Annotated in this window: 14 protein-coding genes; 8 read left to right on the top strand and 6 right to left on the bottom strand. The window is 55.5% G+C overall.

The genetic code is table 11. The annotated features are described in order from the left end of the window. Positions 1 to 435 precede the first annotated feature (435 nt). Positions 436 to 1,635, bottom strand: coding sequence for an ROK family transcriptional regulator (locus E6C51_RS16730; RefSeq protein WP_190236819.1), 1,200 nt, complete (start codon positions 1,633 to 1,635; stop codon positions 436 to 438). 445 nt (positions 1,636 to 2,080) lie between these two features. Between E6C51_RS16730 and E6C51_RS16725 the strand changes: the two genes are divergently transcribed. Further along, positions 2,081 to 3,472: an NAD-dependent succinate-semialdehyde dehydrogenase gene (locus E6C51_RS16725; protein WP_190236818.1), complete on the top strand. Its 1,392-nt coding sequence runs from the start codon at positions 2,081 to 2,083 to the stop codon at positions 3,470 to 3,472. A 46-nt stretch (positions 3,473 to 3,518) separates the two neighbouring features. Here the strand turns inward: E6C51_RS16725 and pcaF are convergent, their stop codons facing one another. From pcaF to E6C51_RS16710, 3 genes are read right to left on the bottom strand one after another with little or no spacing between them, the layout of a single operon-like run. Continuing rightward, entirely contained in the window at positions 3,519 to 4,724 is a 1,206-nt protein-coding gene (pcaF, locus tag E6C51_RS16720) for a 3-oxoadipyl-CoA thiolase (RefSeq protein ID WP_190236817.1), read from the bottom strand. Between the two features lie 10 nt (positions 4,725 to 4,734). Then, on the bottom strand, positions 4,735 to 5,424 hold the full coding sequence (locus tag E6C51_RS16715) for a 3-oxoacid CoA-transferase subunit B (protein WP_146937700.1): 690 nt from the start codon (positions 5,422 to 5,424) through the stop codon (positions 4,735 to 4,737). Continuing rightward, on the bottom strand, positions 5,421 to 6,128 hold the full coding sequence (locus tag E6C51_RS16710) for a 3-oxoacid CoA-transferase subunit A (protein ID WP_190236816.1): 708 nt from the start codon (positions 6,126 to 6,128) through the stop codon (positions 5,421 to 5,423). Before E6C51_RS16710 ends, E6C51_RS16715 begins: the two co-directional genes overlap by 4 nt. A 150-nt stretch (positions 6,129 to 6,278) precedes the next feature. On the opposite strand from E6C51_RS16710, the gene E6C51_RS16705 reads away from it, so the two are divergent. Further along, entirely contained in the window at positions 6,279 to 7,034 is a 756-nt protein-coding gene (locus E6C51_RS16705; protein WP_146937696.1) for an IclR family transcriptional regulator, read from the top strand. On the opposite strand, the gene E6C51_RS16700 is transcribed toward E6C51_RS16705, so the two are convergent. Further along, positions 7,026 to 7,922: a helix-turn-helix domain-containing protein gene (locus E6C51_RS16700; protein ID WP_190236815.1), complete on the bottom strand. Its 897-nt coding sequence runs from the start codon at positions 7,920 to 7,922 to the stop codon at positions 7,026 to 7,028. The genes E6C51_RS16705 and E6C51_RS16700 overlap by 9 nt on opposite strands. A 115-nt stretch (positions 7,923 to 8,037) precedes the next feature. Between E6C51_RS16700 and pobA the strand changes: the two genes are divergently transcribed. Further along, the gene (pobA, locus tag E6C51_RS16695; protein ID WP_190236814.1) at positions 8,038 to 9,210 is read left to right on the top strand and encodes a 4-hydroxybenzoate 3-monooxygenase; all 1,173 of its coding nucleotides are present in this window, start codon (positions 8,038 to 8,040) and stop codon (positions 9,208 to 9,210) included. On the opposite strand, the gene pcaQ is transcribed toward pobA, so the two are convergent. After that, positions 9,207 to 10,130 (bottom strand): pca operon transcription factor PcaQ, encoded by a 924-nt coding sequence (gene pcaQ / locus E6C51_RS16690; protein WP_190236813.1) that lies wholly within the window; start codon positions 10,128 to 10,130, stop codon positions 9,207 to 9,209. The two genes, pobA and pcaQ, sit on opposite strands and share 4 nt — an antisense overlap. A 95-nt stretch (positions 10,131 to 10,225) precedes the next feature. On the opposite strand from pcaQ, the gene pcaD reads away from it, so the two are divergent. The 5 genes from pcaD (at position 10,226) to E6C51_RS16665 (ending at position 13,982) form a co-directional block, all read left to right on the top strand. Continuing rightward, a complete protein-coding gene (gene pcaD / locus E6C51_RS16685) occupies positions 10,226 to 11,017 on the top strand; it encodes a 3-oxoadipate enol-lactonase (RefSeq protein WP_190236812.1) in 792 nt (263 codons plus the stop codon). A gap of 83 nt (positions 11,018 to 11,100) precedes the next feature. Beyond that, complete coding sequence (gene pcaC, locus E6C51_RS16680) at positions 11,101 to 11,514, top strand: 4-carboxymuconolactone decarboxylase (protein ID WP_190236811.1); 414 nt, start codon at positions 11,101 to 11,103, stop codon at positions 11,512 to 11,514. A gap of 48 nt (positions 11,515 to 11,562) precedes the next feature. Next, entirely contained in the window at positions 11,563 to 12,303 is a 741-nt protein-coding gene (gene pcaH, locus E6C51_RS16675; protein WP_190236810.1) for a protocatechuate 3,4-dioxygenase subunit beta, read from the top strand. A gap of 1 nt (position 12,304) precedes the next feature. Continuing rightward, positions 12,305 to 12,922, top strand: coding sequence for a protocatechuate 3,4-dioxygenase subunit alpha (gene pcaG, locus E6C51_RS16670; protein ID WP_190236809.1), 618 nt, complete (start codon positions 12,305 to 12,307; stop codon positions 12,920 to 12,922). A gap of 7 nt (positions 12,923 to 12,929) precedes the next feature. Then, a complete protein-coding gene (locus E6C51_RS16665; protein WP_190236808.1) occupies positions 12,930 to 13,982 on the top strand; it encodes a 3-carboxy-cis,cis-muconate cycloisomerase in 1,053 nt (350 codons plus the stop codon).

Genomic DNA, 13,982 nt, shown 5'->3' with positions numbered 1-13,982 from the left:
TTCGCTGCCCGTGGATCCTCTATATCCCCAAAACACTCGATAAACCGTTCCATCCGTGATCCTCTCCATAACGGGTGGATCATCTCAAGAATCCAAAAGTGGGCTGCTGGCAACAACAATATCGCGCAAAACATGCAGTTCCATATGCGATTCGCCTGCCACAAGGAGGGAGATCGACAAAAGCAGCCCTATTGCTCAACAGCATACGTCCCATGGGTCGGAAATCACAGGTTCATTGTTAGTAACGAGCGGAAACGCCTATCCGATCTCCCTCCTTGTGGGGGAGATGGCTGGCAAGCCAGAGGGGGGTAAACGGCACATAAAGGCGTTTGTGTCGTGTACTATGCTGCGGGTGGTTTGGTATCTAGATTCTTTTGTTTTCGTTTGTCTATTCGGGAAAACCGGATTTCACTTTTCCCTGACAAACTTTTATCTTTATTGCGCAGAGATGGGCAGGCGCATTTCGCTTGGCAGATCCTGCGGCGAAAACAGGGCGTTGTGAACCTGATTGAGCGCAATCGCCACAGCGCCCATCAGCGTCGAGCGCGACGCCAGCGCACTGGCCTGCACCACAATAGCGCGCCGAGTGCAGGCAGGCAGTGCCTCCTGAATAAACTGTACCATCAAGGGATGTCTGCCGACATTGCCACCCAGAATGATCTTTTGCGGGTCAAGAATGGCATCAACCGAGATGATCAGAAGCGCCCCAAGCCTTGCTGTTTCGCGCACGGTCGCCAGTGCTTTCGGCTCGCCTTGCTCGGCCCGGAGCAGAATGTCGCGAGCTGTCAGGTTGGCGGGGTTGCCATCATTGTAGCGCTCGACAATGCCGCGCGCGCTGATGGCGCATTCCAACGCACCTCGTTCCAGACTTTCCGGCTGATAAGGATCGGCCCCAAAAGGCAGATAGGATATTTCACCTGCGGCCCCCTTTGCGCCACGCATCAATTTACCATTGACCAAGGTGCCCAGACCAATCCCGGTGCCGAGCGAAATCAGCGCCACCGAATCCAGACCCACACCGCTGCCCTTCCAGCTTTCACCAATCACCGCCGCATTGACGTCGTTTTCGATGACAACATCACAGCGCAGCACTTCTTGCAGCTTTTTCACCACATCCATGCTGGCAATTTCAGACATATTGGGGGCAAGTGACAGCATGCCGGTTTCGGGATCAATAACCCCCGGCGTGGCAACGGCGGCCAGCAAAATCTTGCTATGGGGAATTTTTGCCTTTTTCAGCCGAATATCCACGAGGCTACTGATATAGTGCAAAAGGTCTTCGCCGGCGCGACCGTCGCATCCCGTTTCAATCTCCTCGACGATATTGCCGACAATATCGACAATGGCGATGCGGATGGTGTTGGCACCCAGATCAATGCCGATCACGCAGCCAGCGTCCGACACCACTTCATAGGTCACCGCACTTCGTCCGACCTTGCCAGACACCACGCCCTTCGCCCGCACCCAACCGGATTCCTCCAATGTGCGGATCACTTCCGACATGGTTTGTTTTGACAAGCCGGTCTTTTTGGCAAGATCGGCGCGCGAGGTTGATCCCTCATGCAACAGGATTTCCATGGCGGCGCGCACAGAGATCTGGCGAAGCATGGGCGGCGTGCTGGTCCGGATGTTCATAGGTTCGCACTCTCCATTGCATCAGGTGCCGCGATTGATGGTGATTCTTACTCGCAGAAATATCGCATGCGGACCATGCTGCTGCAAACCATTCGTTCGACCGCCGAATTATATCGCAGATAAAAATCATCCGCCGTTTATGCGTCAATTGTCTGGAGGGTCGAAAAGACCGAGGTGTTGATCTTTGCCCGGTTTCGTCGTGCCTGCACCAATCTGGGGTGGGAGGCATTATTGCAGCCTTTGGGCGATTGATCAGGGTCAATAGTGTTGGCTGGGGTTAGGACTAGCATCACGCCATGTCCAGTGTTGGCTGGAGGGCTTTCCGACATCGGGTTTGAAAAGCTGGACTGAAATGAAGGATGCATGTGCCAAAAAAGGGTAGCGGTTCAATTTTGTGCGCTTGCTCGGGCACTGTAAGACGGTCAAGAAAGCAAAGGACTATCCAATGGCCTACGCAACAAGAAATCCCTATACTGGCGAGTTGATCAAGAGCTTCCCTGATGCGAGCGATCAACAGGTGAAGACAGCCATTGAAGCGGCTGACAAGGCATTCAGGGCGTGGCGCAAAGTAAGCTTTGCCGAGCGCGCCAAGGTGATGCATGCCGCCGCTGAAATTCTGCGCCGCGATGTTGATAATTACGCAAAATTGCTGACTCTGGAAATGGGCAAGGTCATTGGTGAGGCCAAGGCCGAAGTGGCGCTGTCTGCTGATATTTTTGACTATTATGCCGTGAATGCCGAGCGTTTGCTGGCGGAAGAGCCCCTGCCGGTCGCCAATGTCTCTGAAGGGCGTGCCATGCTGGTGCATGAGCCGCTTGGGGTGCTGCTGGCAATCGAGCCGTGGAATTTCCCTTATTACCAAATTGCCCGGATCATCGCTCCGCAGCTCTCCGCCGGTAACACCATGCTGTTGAAACACGCATCAAACGTGCCGCAATGCGCTGCCGCTTTCGAAAAACTGATGTTGGAAGCAGGCCTGCCAAAAGGCGGCTTTACCAATCTCTACGCCACCCGCGATCAGATTGAAATGATCCTCAATGATCCGCGCGTCCATGGCGTGGCCCTGACTGGGTCGGAAGGTGCAGGCGCGGTTGTTGCGTCGCAGGCTGGCAAAGCGCTGAAAAAATCAACCATGGAGCTGGGCGGTGCCGATGCTTTTGTGGTTTTGGCCGATGCCGACCTGGAAAAAACCGTGAAATGGGGTGTGTTTGGCCGCCATTGGAATGGCGGACAGGTGTGCGTATCTTCCAAGCGGATGATTATTGTTGACGAGGTTTTTGATGATTTCCTGAGCCGCTATAAGAGCGGCGTTGCGGGCTTGAAAGCCGGAGATCCCTTTGATCCGGAAACGACGCTGGCTCCGCTGTCGTCCCAAAGTGCTGCCGATGAAGTGAAACAGAAGATCCGCGAAGCGGTTGAGCTTGGTGCAACGGCGGTGGAAGTTGGACCACCTGTCCCCAATCAGGGCGCGTTTGTGCAGCCGACAATTCTCTTGGATGTCGCCGATGACAATCCGGCCCGTTATTGGGAGTTTTTCGGCCCTGTTTCCATGCTGTTTCGGGCAAAAGATGAGGCCGATGCCATCCGCATCGCCAATGATACGCCCTTTGGTCTCGGCGGTTCCGTCTTCACCCGCGATACCAAGCATGGTGTAGAGGTGGCGCGACAAATTGACACCGGCATGGTGTTTATCAATCATCCCACCATGGTGAAGGCAGATCTGCCCTTTGGTGGTGTGAAGCGCTCCGGCTACGGGCGGGAATTGCTGGGCCTCGGCATCAAGGAATTCGTCAACACCAAGCTGATCGACGTGGTGGACATCGACGCACCGTTCTGACACCAAACCCCGCGCAGTTTCAAACTGCGCGGGGTTCTCTTGCATGTTATGCGCGCTCAAGCGCGATGGCGATGCCCTGGCCAACGCCAATACACATGGTAGAGAGCGAATAGCGCCCGCCGGTCAGTGACAATTCCAGCGCTGCCGTGCCGGTAATGCGGGCACCGGACATGCCAAGCGGATGCCCAAGAGCAATGGCACCGCCGTTTTTATTGACGCGCGGATCGTCATCGGCAATGCCAAGCTGGCGCAAGGTGGCAAGACCCTGCGAGGCAAAGGCTTCGTTCAGCTCAATCACGTCAAACTGGTCCTGCGTCATGCCCAAACGTGCCATCAGCTTCTGACTGGCAGGGGCCGGGCCAATACCCATAACCCGTGGGGGAACGCCCGCCGTGGCTCCGCCGAGAATGCGGGCAATCGGTGTCAGGCCATATTTTTTCACGGCCGCCTCTGAGGCGATAATCAGCGCTGCCGCACCATCATTGACGCCGGATGCATTGCCAGCCGTGACCGTGCCGCCTTCTTTTTTAAACGGGGTGCCAAGCTTGGCCAGCGTTTCCAGCGTTGTGGCACGTGGATGCTCGTCTTTTTCGACAATCACCGGATCGCCCTTGCGCTGCGGAATGGTCACAGGGGTGATTTCCTGCGCCAAACGGCCATTGGCTTGGGCTTTTGATGCCTTGTCCTGACTGCGCACGGCGAAAGCATCCTGATCCTGTCGAGAGATTTTGTAATCTTCCGCAACATTTTCGCCGGTTTCCGGCATGGAATCGACGCCATATTGTTTTTTCATCAGCGGATTGACGAAGCGCCAGCCAATGGTGGTGTCGTAGATTTCGGCGCTGCGCGAAAAGGCAGTTTCGGCCTTGGGCATCACAAAAGGGGCGCGGCTCATGCTTTCCACGCCGCCTGCAATGATCAACTCCGATTCACCGGATTTGATGGCGCGGGCAGCGGCAATAATCGCGTCCATACCGGAGCCGCACAGTCGATTGATGGTGGTGCCGGTCACAGAAACGGGCAGGCCCGCCAAAAGCGATGACATGCGGGCAACATTGCGGTTGTCTTCGCCGGCCTGATTGGCGCAGCCGAAAATCACATCATCCACCGCTTCCCAATCCAGCTTGGGATGGCTGGCCAGCAACGCTTTCAGCGGAATGGCACCGAGATCGTCGGCCCGAACAGAGGAGAGAGAGCCGCCAAAGCGACCGATTGGGGTGCGGATATAATCGCAAATATAGGCGTCCGTCATTACATTCTCCTCACAGGTCCGGCACAACAAGATCGGCCACAGGGCCATCGGTATGCAATGGCGCACCCGTCATGGCTTGCAGCTCATCCATGGTCATGGCAGCCAGCTTTTCGCGCACCACGAAATGACCGTCCCTGATGTCAATCACCGCATGGCTGGTGTAAACGCGGGTGATGCAGCCAACGCCGGTGAGCGGGAAGGTGCATTTGTCCAAAAGCTTGAACTCGCCCTTCTTGCTGACATGTTCGGTGATGACGAAAACCTGCTTGGCTCCATGCACAAGGTCCATGGCACCGCCGACCGCTGGCACGCCCTTGCTGCCGACGCGCCAATTGGCCAGATCGCCATTTTGTGCCACCTGATAGGCCCCCAGAATTGCGACATCGAGATGGCCGCCGCGCACCATGGCAAAGCTGTCGGCGTGGTGGAAGAAGGCAGCTCCGGGCTTGAGCGTCACGGCCTTTTTGCCAGCGTTGATCAGATCCCAGTCTTCTTCACCTTCTTTTGGCGCTTCACCGAAATTGAGAATGCCGTTTTCGGTGTGAAAAATCGCCTGACGGCCTGGCGGCTGGTATTGGGCCACCATTTCGGGAAAGCCGATGCCGAGGTTCACATAGGCACCATCAGCAATGTCTTGAGCTGCACGCCAGGCAATCTGGGCGTTGGAAAGCTTGATGTCTTCGCGGGTGTCTATTGTCATTTGTAAACCACTCCGGCGCGGATCAGCGCTTCTTCCTGTTGCGGATTGGCGATCTCCACGACGCCGTCGACAAAAATACCAGGGGTGACAATGATCTCCGGATCAATCTCACCGGGGGCAACAATGCGAGAGACTTGCGCAATGCTCTTCTTGGCCGCCATGCACATCAACGGGTTAAAGTTTCGACCCGCCTTGCTGTAGGTGAGGTTGCCGTGCAAATCGCCCAGATGGGCTTTGACAATGGCAAAATCTGCCTTCAGCCAGCGCTCCTGCACGTAATGACGGCCATCAAACTCAGCAATCACCTTGCCTTCGGCCAATTCGGTGCCGTAGCCGGTGGGGGTGTAAAAGGCCGGAATGCCAGCGCCGCCAGCACGGATACGCTCGGCCAATGTGCCTTGCGGCACCAGTTCCAGCTCAATTTCACCGGCGAGATAGCGATCGGTGAAAGCGCGCGGATCGGATGATCGGGGAAAGGAGCAGATCATTTTCTTGACCATGCCCGCATCAATCATCGCGGCAATACCAATGCGGCCGTTACCGGCATTGTTATTGATCACGGTGAGGTTCTTTGGCCCTTTGTCGATCAGAGCGTGAATAAGTTCGATTGGTGCACCAGAGCCGCCAAAGCCACCAATCATGACGGTTGCCCCGTCAAAAATCTCGGCAACGGCGTCTGCCGCGGTCTTAATTGTCTTGTCCATGGGGATCTCCCGTTTGTGAATGCGCAAGTCGAGCCAGCGCGCCTCCAAGGCTGAAGTTAGGCGTGTGAACAACCGGCGGCAAGTATTTTGTGCGATAATTGACATTTGTTCACATATCGCACAAAATGAAAAAAATATTGGAGAGACGCTATGCGCGAAACGGATTTTATGGGCGGTTTTGCCAAGGGGCTCAAAATCATCGAGGCCTTCGATGAGGGCAAACAGCGCCTCTCGATTGCCGAGGCATCAACAATATCGGGGCTGGATCGCGCAACAGCACGTCGCTGTTTGCTAACCTTGGCACAACTCGGCTATGCCGATTACGACGGCAAATTCTTTTCCCTAACACCCAAAATCCTGCGCCTCGGCCATGCGTGGCTCTCGGTTACGCCGCTTCCGGCCATTTTGCAGCCGCATCTCGATCAACTGTCAGAAAAGGTGGGACAGAGTGCATCTGCCTCCGTGCTGGATGGCACCGAAATTGTCTATATCGCCCGCGCCTCGCAACGGCGGATCATGTCGATCAACCTCACGCCCGGAAGTCGGCTTCCATGTTTTTCCGCCTCCATGGGGCGCGTGCTGCTGGCGGCCTTGAGCGATCAGGAGGCGCGGGATGTGCTGGCGCGGTCGTCTTTGGTGGCAAACACGGCAATGACCAAAACTGACCCCGATGCTTTAATGGCTGAAATCGCCAAAGTGCGTGTAGAAGGCTATGCCATCATCGATCAGGAATTGGAAATTGGCCTCTGCTCCATCGCCGTCCCTGTCTATAATGATCGGGGAAAGGTTGTGGCTGCCATCAACATTGGCGCACCTGCGGCGCTTATTAAGGCATCCGAAATGGCGGAGCGCTTTTTGCCAGCACTTTTAGCGACGCAAACTGCTTTGCGTTCTCTGCTACGTTGAGGCTTTTCCAAGATAATGGGTGAGCTTCGCCTGTTTTTGCCATTCCGCCACCCGCCAGGCTCTGGGCGTCATGCCGGTCTCGCGGGTGAAGAAGCGCGAGAAATAGGCGGGGTCGCCAAAGCCGAGGTGTAAAGCGATGGTCTGCACCGAGGCATGGCTGAAAATCAGTTCCTGTTTGGCGGTTTCCACCTGCTTCCCAGCAATCATCTGCTGCAAGGTCAGGCCGGTTTGTGATCGTATGATGCGGTTGAGATGGGTGGTGGAAAGCCCCATGTGGTCGGCATAAAAATCGGCGCGTTGGTGTTGGCGAAAATGCGCATCAATCAGCGTGCCAAGGCGTACCATGCGTTCGGCATCCTGGCCCATGGGCTGGCGGGTCGTGGCGTTTTCGGGCGTGAGCAGCAAAAGCACAGTCGTTATATAGCTTTCCAGCAGAGCATTGCGGATGGATCTCTCGGCACCAAATTCCAGCAAAATCCGCTCCATAGTGTGATGGATATGGTCGCAATCGGGGTGATCTCTCAGCGACAACAGCGTCGGGCGTGAAAAGGTATTTTGCAGATTTGCACGCACCGCAGCCGGTAGGGCTGCGGGCAGCACGGTGATGATCAGGCCTTTGATGGCGTGTGAAAAGCGAAATCCATGATCAAAGCCAGCTGGAACAACAATCGCTGTGGGCGGTGAGATGGTGTGCGTGCGCCCTTCAAGCGAGGCATCACCTTCTCCGTCGGAAATGTGCAAGATTTGTAAAAAGCTATCGTGGCGGTGAATGTCAATCTCGAAGCGGTGAAGACTGCTGCGGGAATAAAGTGTTTCGCAATGGAGCCAGAAATCAAGGCTTTTCGTGCCATCTTCGCCATACAGTCGGTCATTCTGAACGCTGGTCATTTTTGCTGCCTTCTGAAGGATGAACGAATAGTGCAATTTTTTGAGCTAAAAATCCATTGAGAAGCGAAGGGATCGGCGTCAATTTTTTGACAGAGAGCATTTTCGGGAGGAATTCATGCGTACTCAAGTTGTTATTATTGGCTCTGGCCCCTCTGGTCTGCTGCTCGGGCAATTGCTGCACCGTCGCGGCATTGATGCGGTGATTATTGATCGCGTCAGCCGCGATTATATTCTTGGCCGCGTGCGCGCTGGCGTTTTGGAAGAAGGCATGGTGCGGATGATGCAGGAAGCGGGAGCGTCAGCCCGGCTGGAAAGTGAAGGCCTGCCGCATGATGGTTTTTCGCTGGCCTTTGACGGCCGCGATCACCGCATCAATCTGCATCAACTCACCGGCGGCAAGCGGGTGATGGTCTATGGCCAGACGGAAGTGACCCGCGATCTGATGGATTGCCGCGAAGCGGCTGGAGCGACCACTATTTATGAGGCGGCCAATGTGCAGCCCCATGATTTCGATGGGGAAAATCCCTATGTCACCTATGAAAAAGATGGCGCGACCCACCGCATTGATTGCGACTTTATCGCCGGTTGCGATGGCTTTCATGGAGTGAGCCGCAAGTCGGTGCCGGAAAAATCCATCAAGGAATTTGAGAAGGTCTATCCTTTCGGCTGGCTCGGCATTTTGGCTGAAGTGCCGCCGGTGTCGCATGAGTTGATCTACGCAAACCATCCCCGTGGCTTTGCGCTTTGCTCCATGCGCTCCACCACCCGCAGCCGTTATTATGTTCAGTGCCCGCTCGACGACAAGGTGGAAGACTGGAGCGATGATCGCTTTTGGGATGAGATTCGCCGCCGTCTGCCTGCCCAACATGCCGAAGCCATGGTCACGGGGCCATCCTTTGAAAAATCCATTGCGCCGCTGCGCTCATTTGTCACCGAGCCGATGCGGTTTGGACGGCTGTTTTTGGCTGGTGATGCCGCCCATATCGTGCCGCCGACAGGTGCCAAGGGGCTGAACCTTGCCGCCAGCGACGTGCATTACCTCAGCCAAGGTTTGATCGAATATTACACCGACAAATCCTCAGCCGGAATTGATGCCTATTCAGCCAAGGCGCTGTCTCGCGTGTGGAAAGCTGTTCGGTTCTCGTGGTGGATGACGACGATGATGCATCGTTTCCCCGACACCGGCGATTTTGGCCAGCGCATTCAGGAAGCCGAGCTGGACTATCTGGTGCATTCCAAAGCTGCGTCTACGTCGCTTGCTGAAAACTACGTGGGACTGCCCTATTAATTCCTACTAAGCCCTGCTGCCGCATCGCGGATCGCTTGCATGAGAAGCGATTGCGGCAGCGTCGGGATGGCGTCGGTGCGCACGGTCAGGCCCACCGGGCCGCGGGTGCTGGACGAATCAATGGGCAGGGTTGTTAACGTACCTTCCGCAATATCTCCGGCCACAACGCCTTCCGAGATAATCCAGATGGCGTCGCTGCTTTTGAGAAAGGCACGGCCAAAAGCATCGGACACCGTTTCGATCTGGGTAGGCAGGGCAGGGATGCCGTTGGCTATCAGGAAATGATCGACAAAAGGCCGGATAATCGAGTTTCGCGTTGGCATCAGCACCGGAAATTCTCTGATCCGCTCAAAGAGCTGCTGTTTGACAGTGAGCAAGGGATGACCCGCCCGCACGGTAAACAGAACCTGCTCGGAATAGAGATGCTCAAACGAAAAGCCGGTCATTTTTTCCGGGCTGGCAAGGCGGCCGACCACCAGGTCAAGCTCGCCGACCCGCAATTGTTCCAGCAAAACCGCATTGTCTCCGGTGACAATCTTGATCCGGCTGCCGGTGTCTTCATTCAAAAAAGCCGTCATGGCTTTGGGCATGATGCGGGTGGAAACGGTGGGCAGAGCACCGACGCGAACCGGCGGACCAAGCTGGGCGCTATCATGCGACACCGAATCGAGCGCTTGCCGAAGCGCGGTCATGGTGGCACCGGCATGGCGCAAAAAAATCTCGCCGTGCCGGGTAATGACAATGCCGCGGCCTTCGCGCTGAAACAGCGCAACCCCAAGCACTTCTTCCAGCTCGCGGATGGTTTTGGTGACGGCGGGTTGGCTGACATGCAAAATATCAGCGGCGCGCATCACGCTTTTTTGGCGGGCGACCTCGACAAAGGTTTGCAGGTGTCGAAATTTGATGCGCTGTTCGATCATGGCAATTTCATAACTATATGGTTATTTGCAGCGATAATAATCTCATTTTACTTAACCGTATGGTCGTTTCAATATCAAGTCAGGAGGAATGAGGCATGAACTTTCTCAAAACGGCATCAGCGGTGATTCACTACCGCACAATCGGGCTGGAAACCGGCAAGCCGGTTATTGCTCTCGCCAATTCGTTGGGAACCGATCTTCGCATCTGGGATGAGGTTGTTGCGCGTCTTGGAGATAAGTTCGCCTTTGTGCTGCACGACAAACGGGGGCATGGGCTTTCCGATGTGGGCAACGCACCCTATTCAATTTTTGATCATGTCGATGACATGGCGGCTGTGCTGGACCACCTCAATCTTAAAAATGTGATTGTCTGCGGCCTGTCGGTCGGCGGCTTGATTGCGCAAGGGCTTTATACCCGCAGGCCCGATCTGGTGAAGGCCCTGGTGCTGAGCGACACCGCCCATAAGATTGGCAGCGACGAGATGTGGAATGCCCGCATTAGCGCTATCCAGGCCAATGGTATCGGCTCGCTGCTGGAGCCGATTATGGAGCGTTGGTTTACGCCGCCATTTCGCACGTCGGATAATGCTGTCTATGCGGGCTGCTGCAATATGCTGGTGCGCCAGACGTTAGAGGGCTATTGCGGCACCTGTGCTGCTATTCGCGATGCCGATTTTACCGCTGATGCGGCTAGGATTGCGGTGCCGACGCTTTGTGTGGTTGGTGATCAGGATGGCTCCACCCCGCCAGCATTGGTGCGCGCGCTGGCGGATCTGATACCAGAGAGCGAATTCGTCGAAATCGAAAATGCCGGTCACATTCCGTGTGTTGAGCAGCCGGATGCTTATGTGGCGGCGCTGTTACCCTTTCTTGAGCGGTGCGCTTAAATCCAGACAAGATGATTTAACTGAGGCGATTTTTGAGCCGGTGATAAAGGCTATTTAAAAAAATGCGCAATGGAGACAATGGTATGGCTGATCAAACACCCAATTCTGATGCGTATCGGCGTGGTATGGTGACCCGTCGTTCGGTTTTGGGGGATGCCCATGTTGATCGCGCCCAGGCGAACACCACCAGTTTTGATGCGCCATTTCAAAAGCTGATCACCGAAGGCGCATGGGGAACCGTTTGGTCTGGTGATCAATTCACCAAGCGGGAGCGGTCCATTGTCACCATCGCGCTTCTGGCCGCGCTCGGTCAGGATGAGGAGGTGGCCATGCATGTGCGCGCAACCGTCAACACCGGTGCCACCCGCGAAGATATTCGCGAAGCGCTGATGCATGTGGCCATTTATGCTGGTGTGCCTGCCGCCAACCACGCCATTAAAATTGCCAAGGGTGTTTACGCGGAGATGGATCAACAGGCGGCCGCAAAAGACAGATAATATCGGGTTTGCATCGATTGATTTGATAAGAAATTGAGGAGGAAAGATATGAAAAATACTCTGCCCGAGACAGGGCCGTTTTTTGCGCGAGATCGCGCCATGCATCCGCAAGCCTATACGCCGTGGTATAAAACCAGCGTGCTGCGTTCTCCGCAGCGGGCGCTGATTTCGCTGGAAGGCACCAAGAGCGAAATCACCGGGCCGGTCTTTGGTCACAACATGATCAATGAGCTGGATAATGATCTGATCTGCAACTATGCCAATCCCGGCGAACTGGCCATCGGCCCGCGCATTCTGGTGCATGGCCGGGTGCTGGATGAGCGCGGCGTGGGCGTTGCCGGTGCTTTGGTTGAGTTTTGGCAGGCCAATGCTGGTGGTCGGTATCGCCACAAGAAAGAGACTTATCTGGCCCCGCTTGATCCCAATTTCGGCGGTGTGGGTCGTACCATCACCGATGAGAACGGTTATTATTGGTTCAAAACCATTCAGCCCGGCCCTTATCCATGGCCCAATGGTGTAAATGACTGGCGCCCCGCCCATATTCACTTCTCAGTCTTCGGCCATGGCTTTGCCCAGAGATTGATTACCCAGATGTATTTCGAAGGCGATCCGATGATCTGGCTGTGTCCAATCGTCAAGACAATCCCGGATGAAGAGGCCATCAAGCGCCTTGTGGCAGCGTTGGATATGAACGCCACAATCCCGATGGATATGCGCGCCTACAAATTTGACATTGTGCTGCGTGGACGTCGCTCCACCCTGTTTGAAAACCGTAAGGAGGGCAACTGATATGGTGCAGCCACTCGGATATTTGAAAGAATCCCCTTCGCAGACGGCTGGGCCTTATGTGCATATCGGTTGTACGCCCAATTTTTCCGGCATCCAAGGTGTGTTTGAAACGGACCTTGGCTCTGGTCCGCTCTACAATGACAAGACCCGTGGTGAGCGCATCACCATTCGTGGCCATGTTATTGATGGCGGTGGCAATAGCTTGAAAGATGCCCTGGTGGAAATCTGGCAGGCCGATGCCGATGGGCTTTACAACAGCCCATCAGAAACCGCTGGCAAGGCGGATCCCAACTTTCTGGGCTGGGGCCGCTGCCCGGGTGATATGGCCACCGGCGAATTCGTGTTTGAAACCATCAAGCCCGGCAAAGTGCCCTTCAAGGGCGGAAAATTTATGGCTCCGCACATCACCTTCTGGGTGGTGGCGCGCGGTATCAACATCGGCTTGCAAACGCGGATGTATTTTCCCGAAGAAGAAGCTGCCAATGCTGAAGATCCGCTGTTGGCCCGTATCGAGCATAAAACACGGGTGCCAACCCTGATTGCCCGCAAAGAGGGCAGCGCTTACGTGTTTGATATTCATCTGCAAGGTGAAAACGAAACCGTATTTTTTGACATTTGATGGTGCCATGAGCGTAAATCTTTTTAATCACCCTTTTCTCAGTGGCCTGTTTGGCGATGATGATCTGGCAGCGCTGTTTTCAGCCGAGGCGGATATTGCCGCCATGGTGTCGTTTGAAATTGCGCTTGCAAAGGCACAGGCCGGGCAAGGGGTGATTGAAGAGGAGGACGCGCATCGCATCGCAGCTGTTTTATCTGGCTTTAAGCCCGATATGGACGCGCTTAAGCGGGCCACGGCCCGCGACGGCGTGGTCATTCCCGAACTGGTCAAGCAAATGCGGCAGGCGATTGGCGGCAGCGCTTCGGAAAAGCTGCATTTTGGTGCAACCAGTCAGGATGCGATTGATACAAGCCTGATCTTGCGCCTCAAGGCGGCGGCATTGCTGCTGGATCGGCGGCTTGAGTCCTGTATTGCTGCATTTGCAAAGCTTGATGCAAGTTTTGGGGCAAAGCCCCTGATGGGCTACACGCGTATGCAGCCCGCTATTGCGATTACGGTGTCTGACCGGATTGAAGCATGGCGCGCCCCGCTTGAGCGTTATCGCACGCAGCTCTCAAATGTCGTGAAAGATGGCTTTGCGGTGCAGTTTGGCGGTGCCGCAGGCACGCTGGAAAAGCTGGGCGATCAAGGGGGGGCGGTTCGCGCTGCACTCGCCAGCGCGCTGGGGCTTTCTGCTGCCACGCAATGGCACAGCCAGCGTGACCGGATTGTTGAGTTTGCTGATCTTCTCTCGCTGATTTCGGGCAGTCTTGGCAAATTTGGGCAAGACATTGCTCTGCTTGCCGAGGTGGGCAAGGAAATACAGCTCAGCGGCGGCGGCGGATCATCAGCCATGCCCCACAAGCAAAATCCGGTCGCAGCAGAAACATTGGTGACGCTGGCACGGTTTAATGCGGTGCAGGTCTCTGGGATGCATCATAGCATGGTGCATGAGCAGGAGCGCTCCGGCGCGGCCTGGGCGCTGGAGTGGATGTTGCTGCCGCAGATGGCGGTTGCAACAGGGGCTGCTACACGCACGGCCCATCACCTCATTGGCCAGATTGTGCGGCTTGGGGGCTGA

The sequence above is a fragment of the Gillisella terrae genome, from assembly GCF_004801395.1.
GTDB classification, from domain to species: Bacteria; Pseudomonadota; Alphaproteobacteria; order Rhizobiales; family Rhizobiaceae; genus Allorhizobium; species Allorhizobium terrae.
The sequence above is the reverse complement of the archived record's forward strand: the minus strand, read 5'-3'. Positions and strand labels throughout refer to the sequence as shown.

Excerpts from the sequence above, each read along its gene's own strand:
- E6C51_RS16725 (WP_190236818.1), top strand. The coding sequence starts at position 2,081 with ATGGCCTACGCAACAAGAAATCCCTATACTGGCGAGTTGATCAAGAGC.
- E6C51_RS16665 (WP_190236808.1), top strand. The coding sequence starts at position 12,930 with ATGAGCGTAAATCTTTTTAATCACCCTTTTCTCAGTGGCCTGTTTGGC.
- E6C51_RS16705 (WP_146937696.1), top strand. The coding sequence starts at position 6,279 with ATGCGCGAAACGGATTTTATGGGCGGTTTTGCCAAGGGGCTCAAAATC.
- E6C51_RS16700 (WP_190236815.1), bottom strand. The coding sequence starts at position 7,922 with ATGACCAGCGTTCAGAATGACCGACTGTATGGCGAAGATGGCACGAAA.
- E6C51_RS16730 (WP_190236819.1), bottom strand. The coding sequence starts at position 1,635 with ATGAACATCCGGACCAGCACGCCGCCCATGCTTCGCCAGATCTCTGTG.
- pobA (WP_190236814.1), top strand. The coding sequence starts at position 8,038 with ATGCGTACTCAAGTTGTTATTATTGGCTCTGGCCCCTCTGGTCTGCTG.
- pcaG (WP_190236809.1), top strand. The coding sequence starts at position 12,305 with ATGGTGCAGCCACTCGGATATTTGAAAGAATCCCCTTCGCAGACGGCT.
- E6C51_RS16710 (WP_190236816.1), bottom strand. The coding sequence starts at position 6,128 with ATGGACAAGACAATTAAGACCGCGGCAGACGCCGTTGCCGAGATTTTT.
- pcaF (WP_190236817.1), bottom strand. The coding sequence starts at position 4,724 with ATGACGGACGCCTATATTTGCGATTATATCCGCACCCCAATCGGTCGC.
- pcaC (WP_190236811.1), top strand. The coding sequence starts at position 11,101 with ATGGCTGATCAAACACCCAATTCTGATGCGTATCGGCGTGGTATGGTG.
- E6C51_RS16715 (WP_146937700.1), bottom strand. The coding sequence starts at position 5,424 with ATGACAATAGACACCCGCGAAGACATCAAGCTTTCCAACGCCCAGATT.
- pcaD (WP_190236812.1), top strand. The coding sequence starts at position 10,226 with ATGAACTTTCTCAAAACGGCATCAGCGGTGATTCACTACCGCACAATC.
- pcaH (WP_190236810.1), top strand. The coding sequence starts at position 11,563 with ATGAAAAATACTCTGCCCGAGACAGGGCCGTTTTTTGCGCGAGATCGC.
- pcaQ (WP_190236813.1), bottom strand. The coding sequence starts at position 10,130 with ATGATCGAACAGCGCATCAAATTTCGACACCTGCAAACCTTTGTCGAG.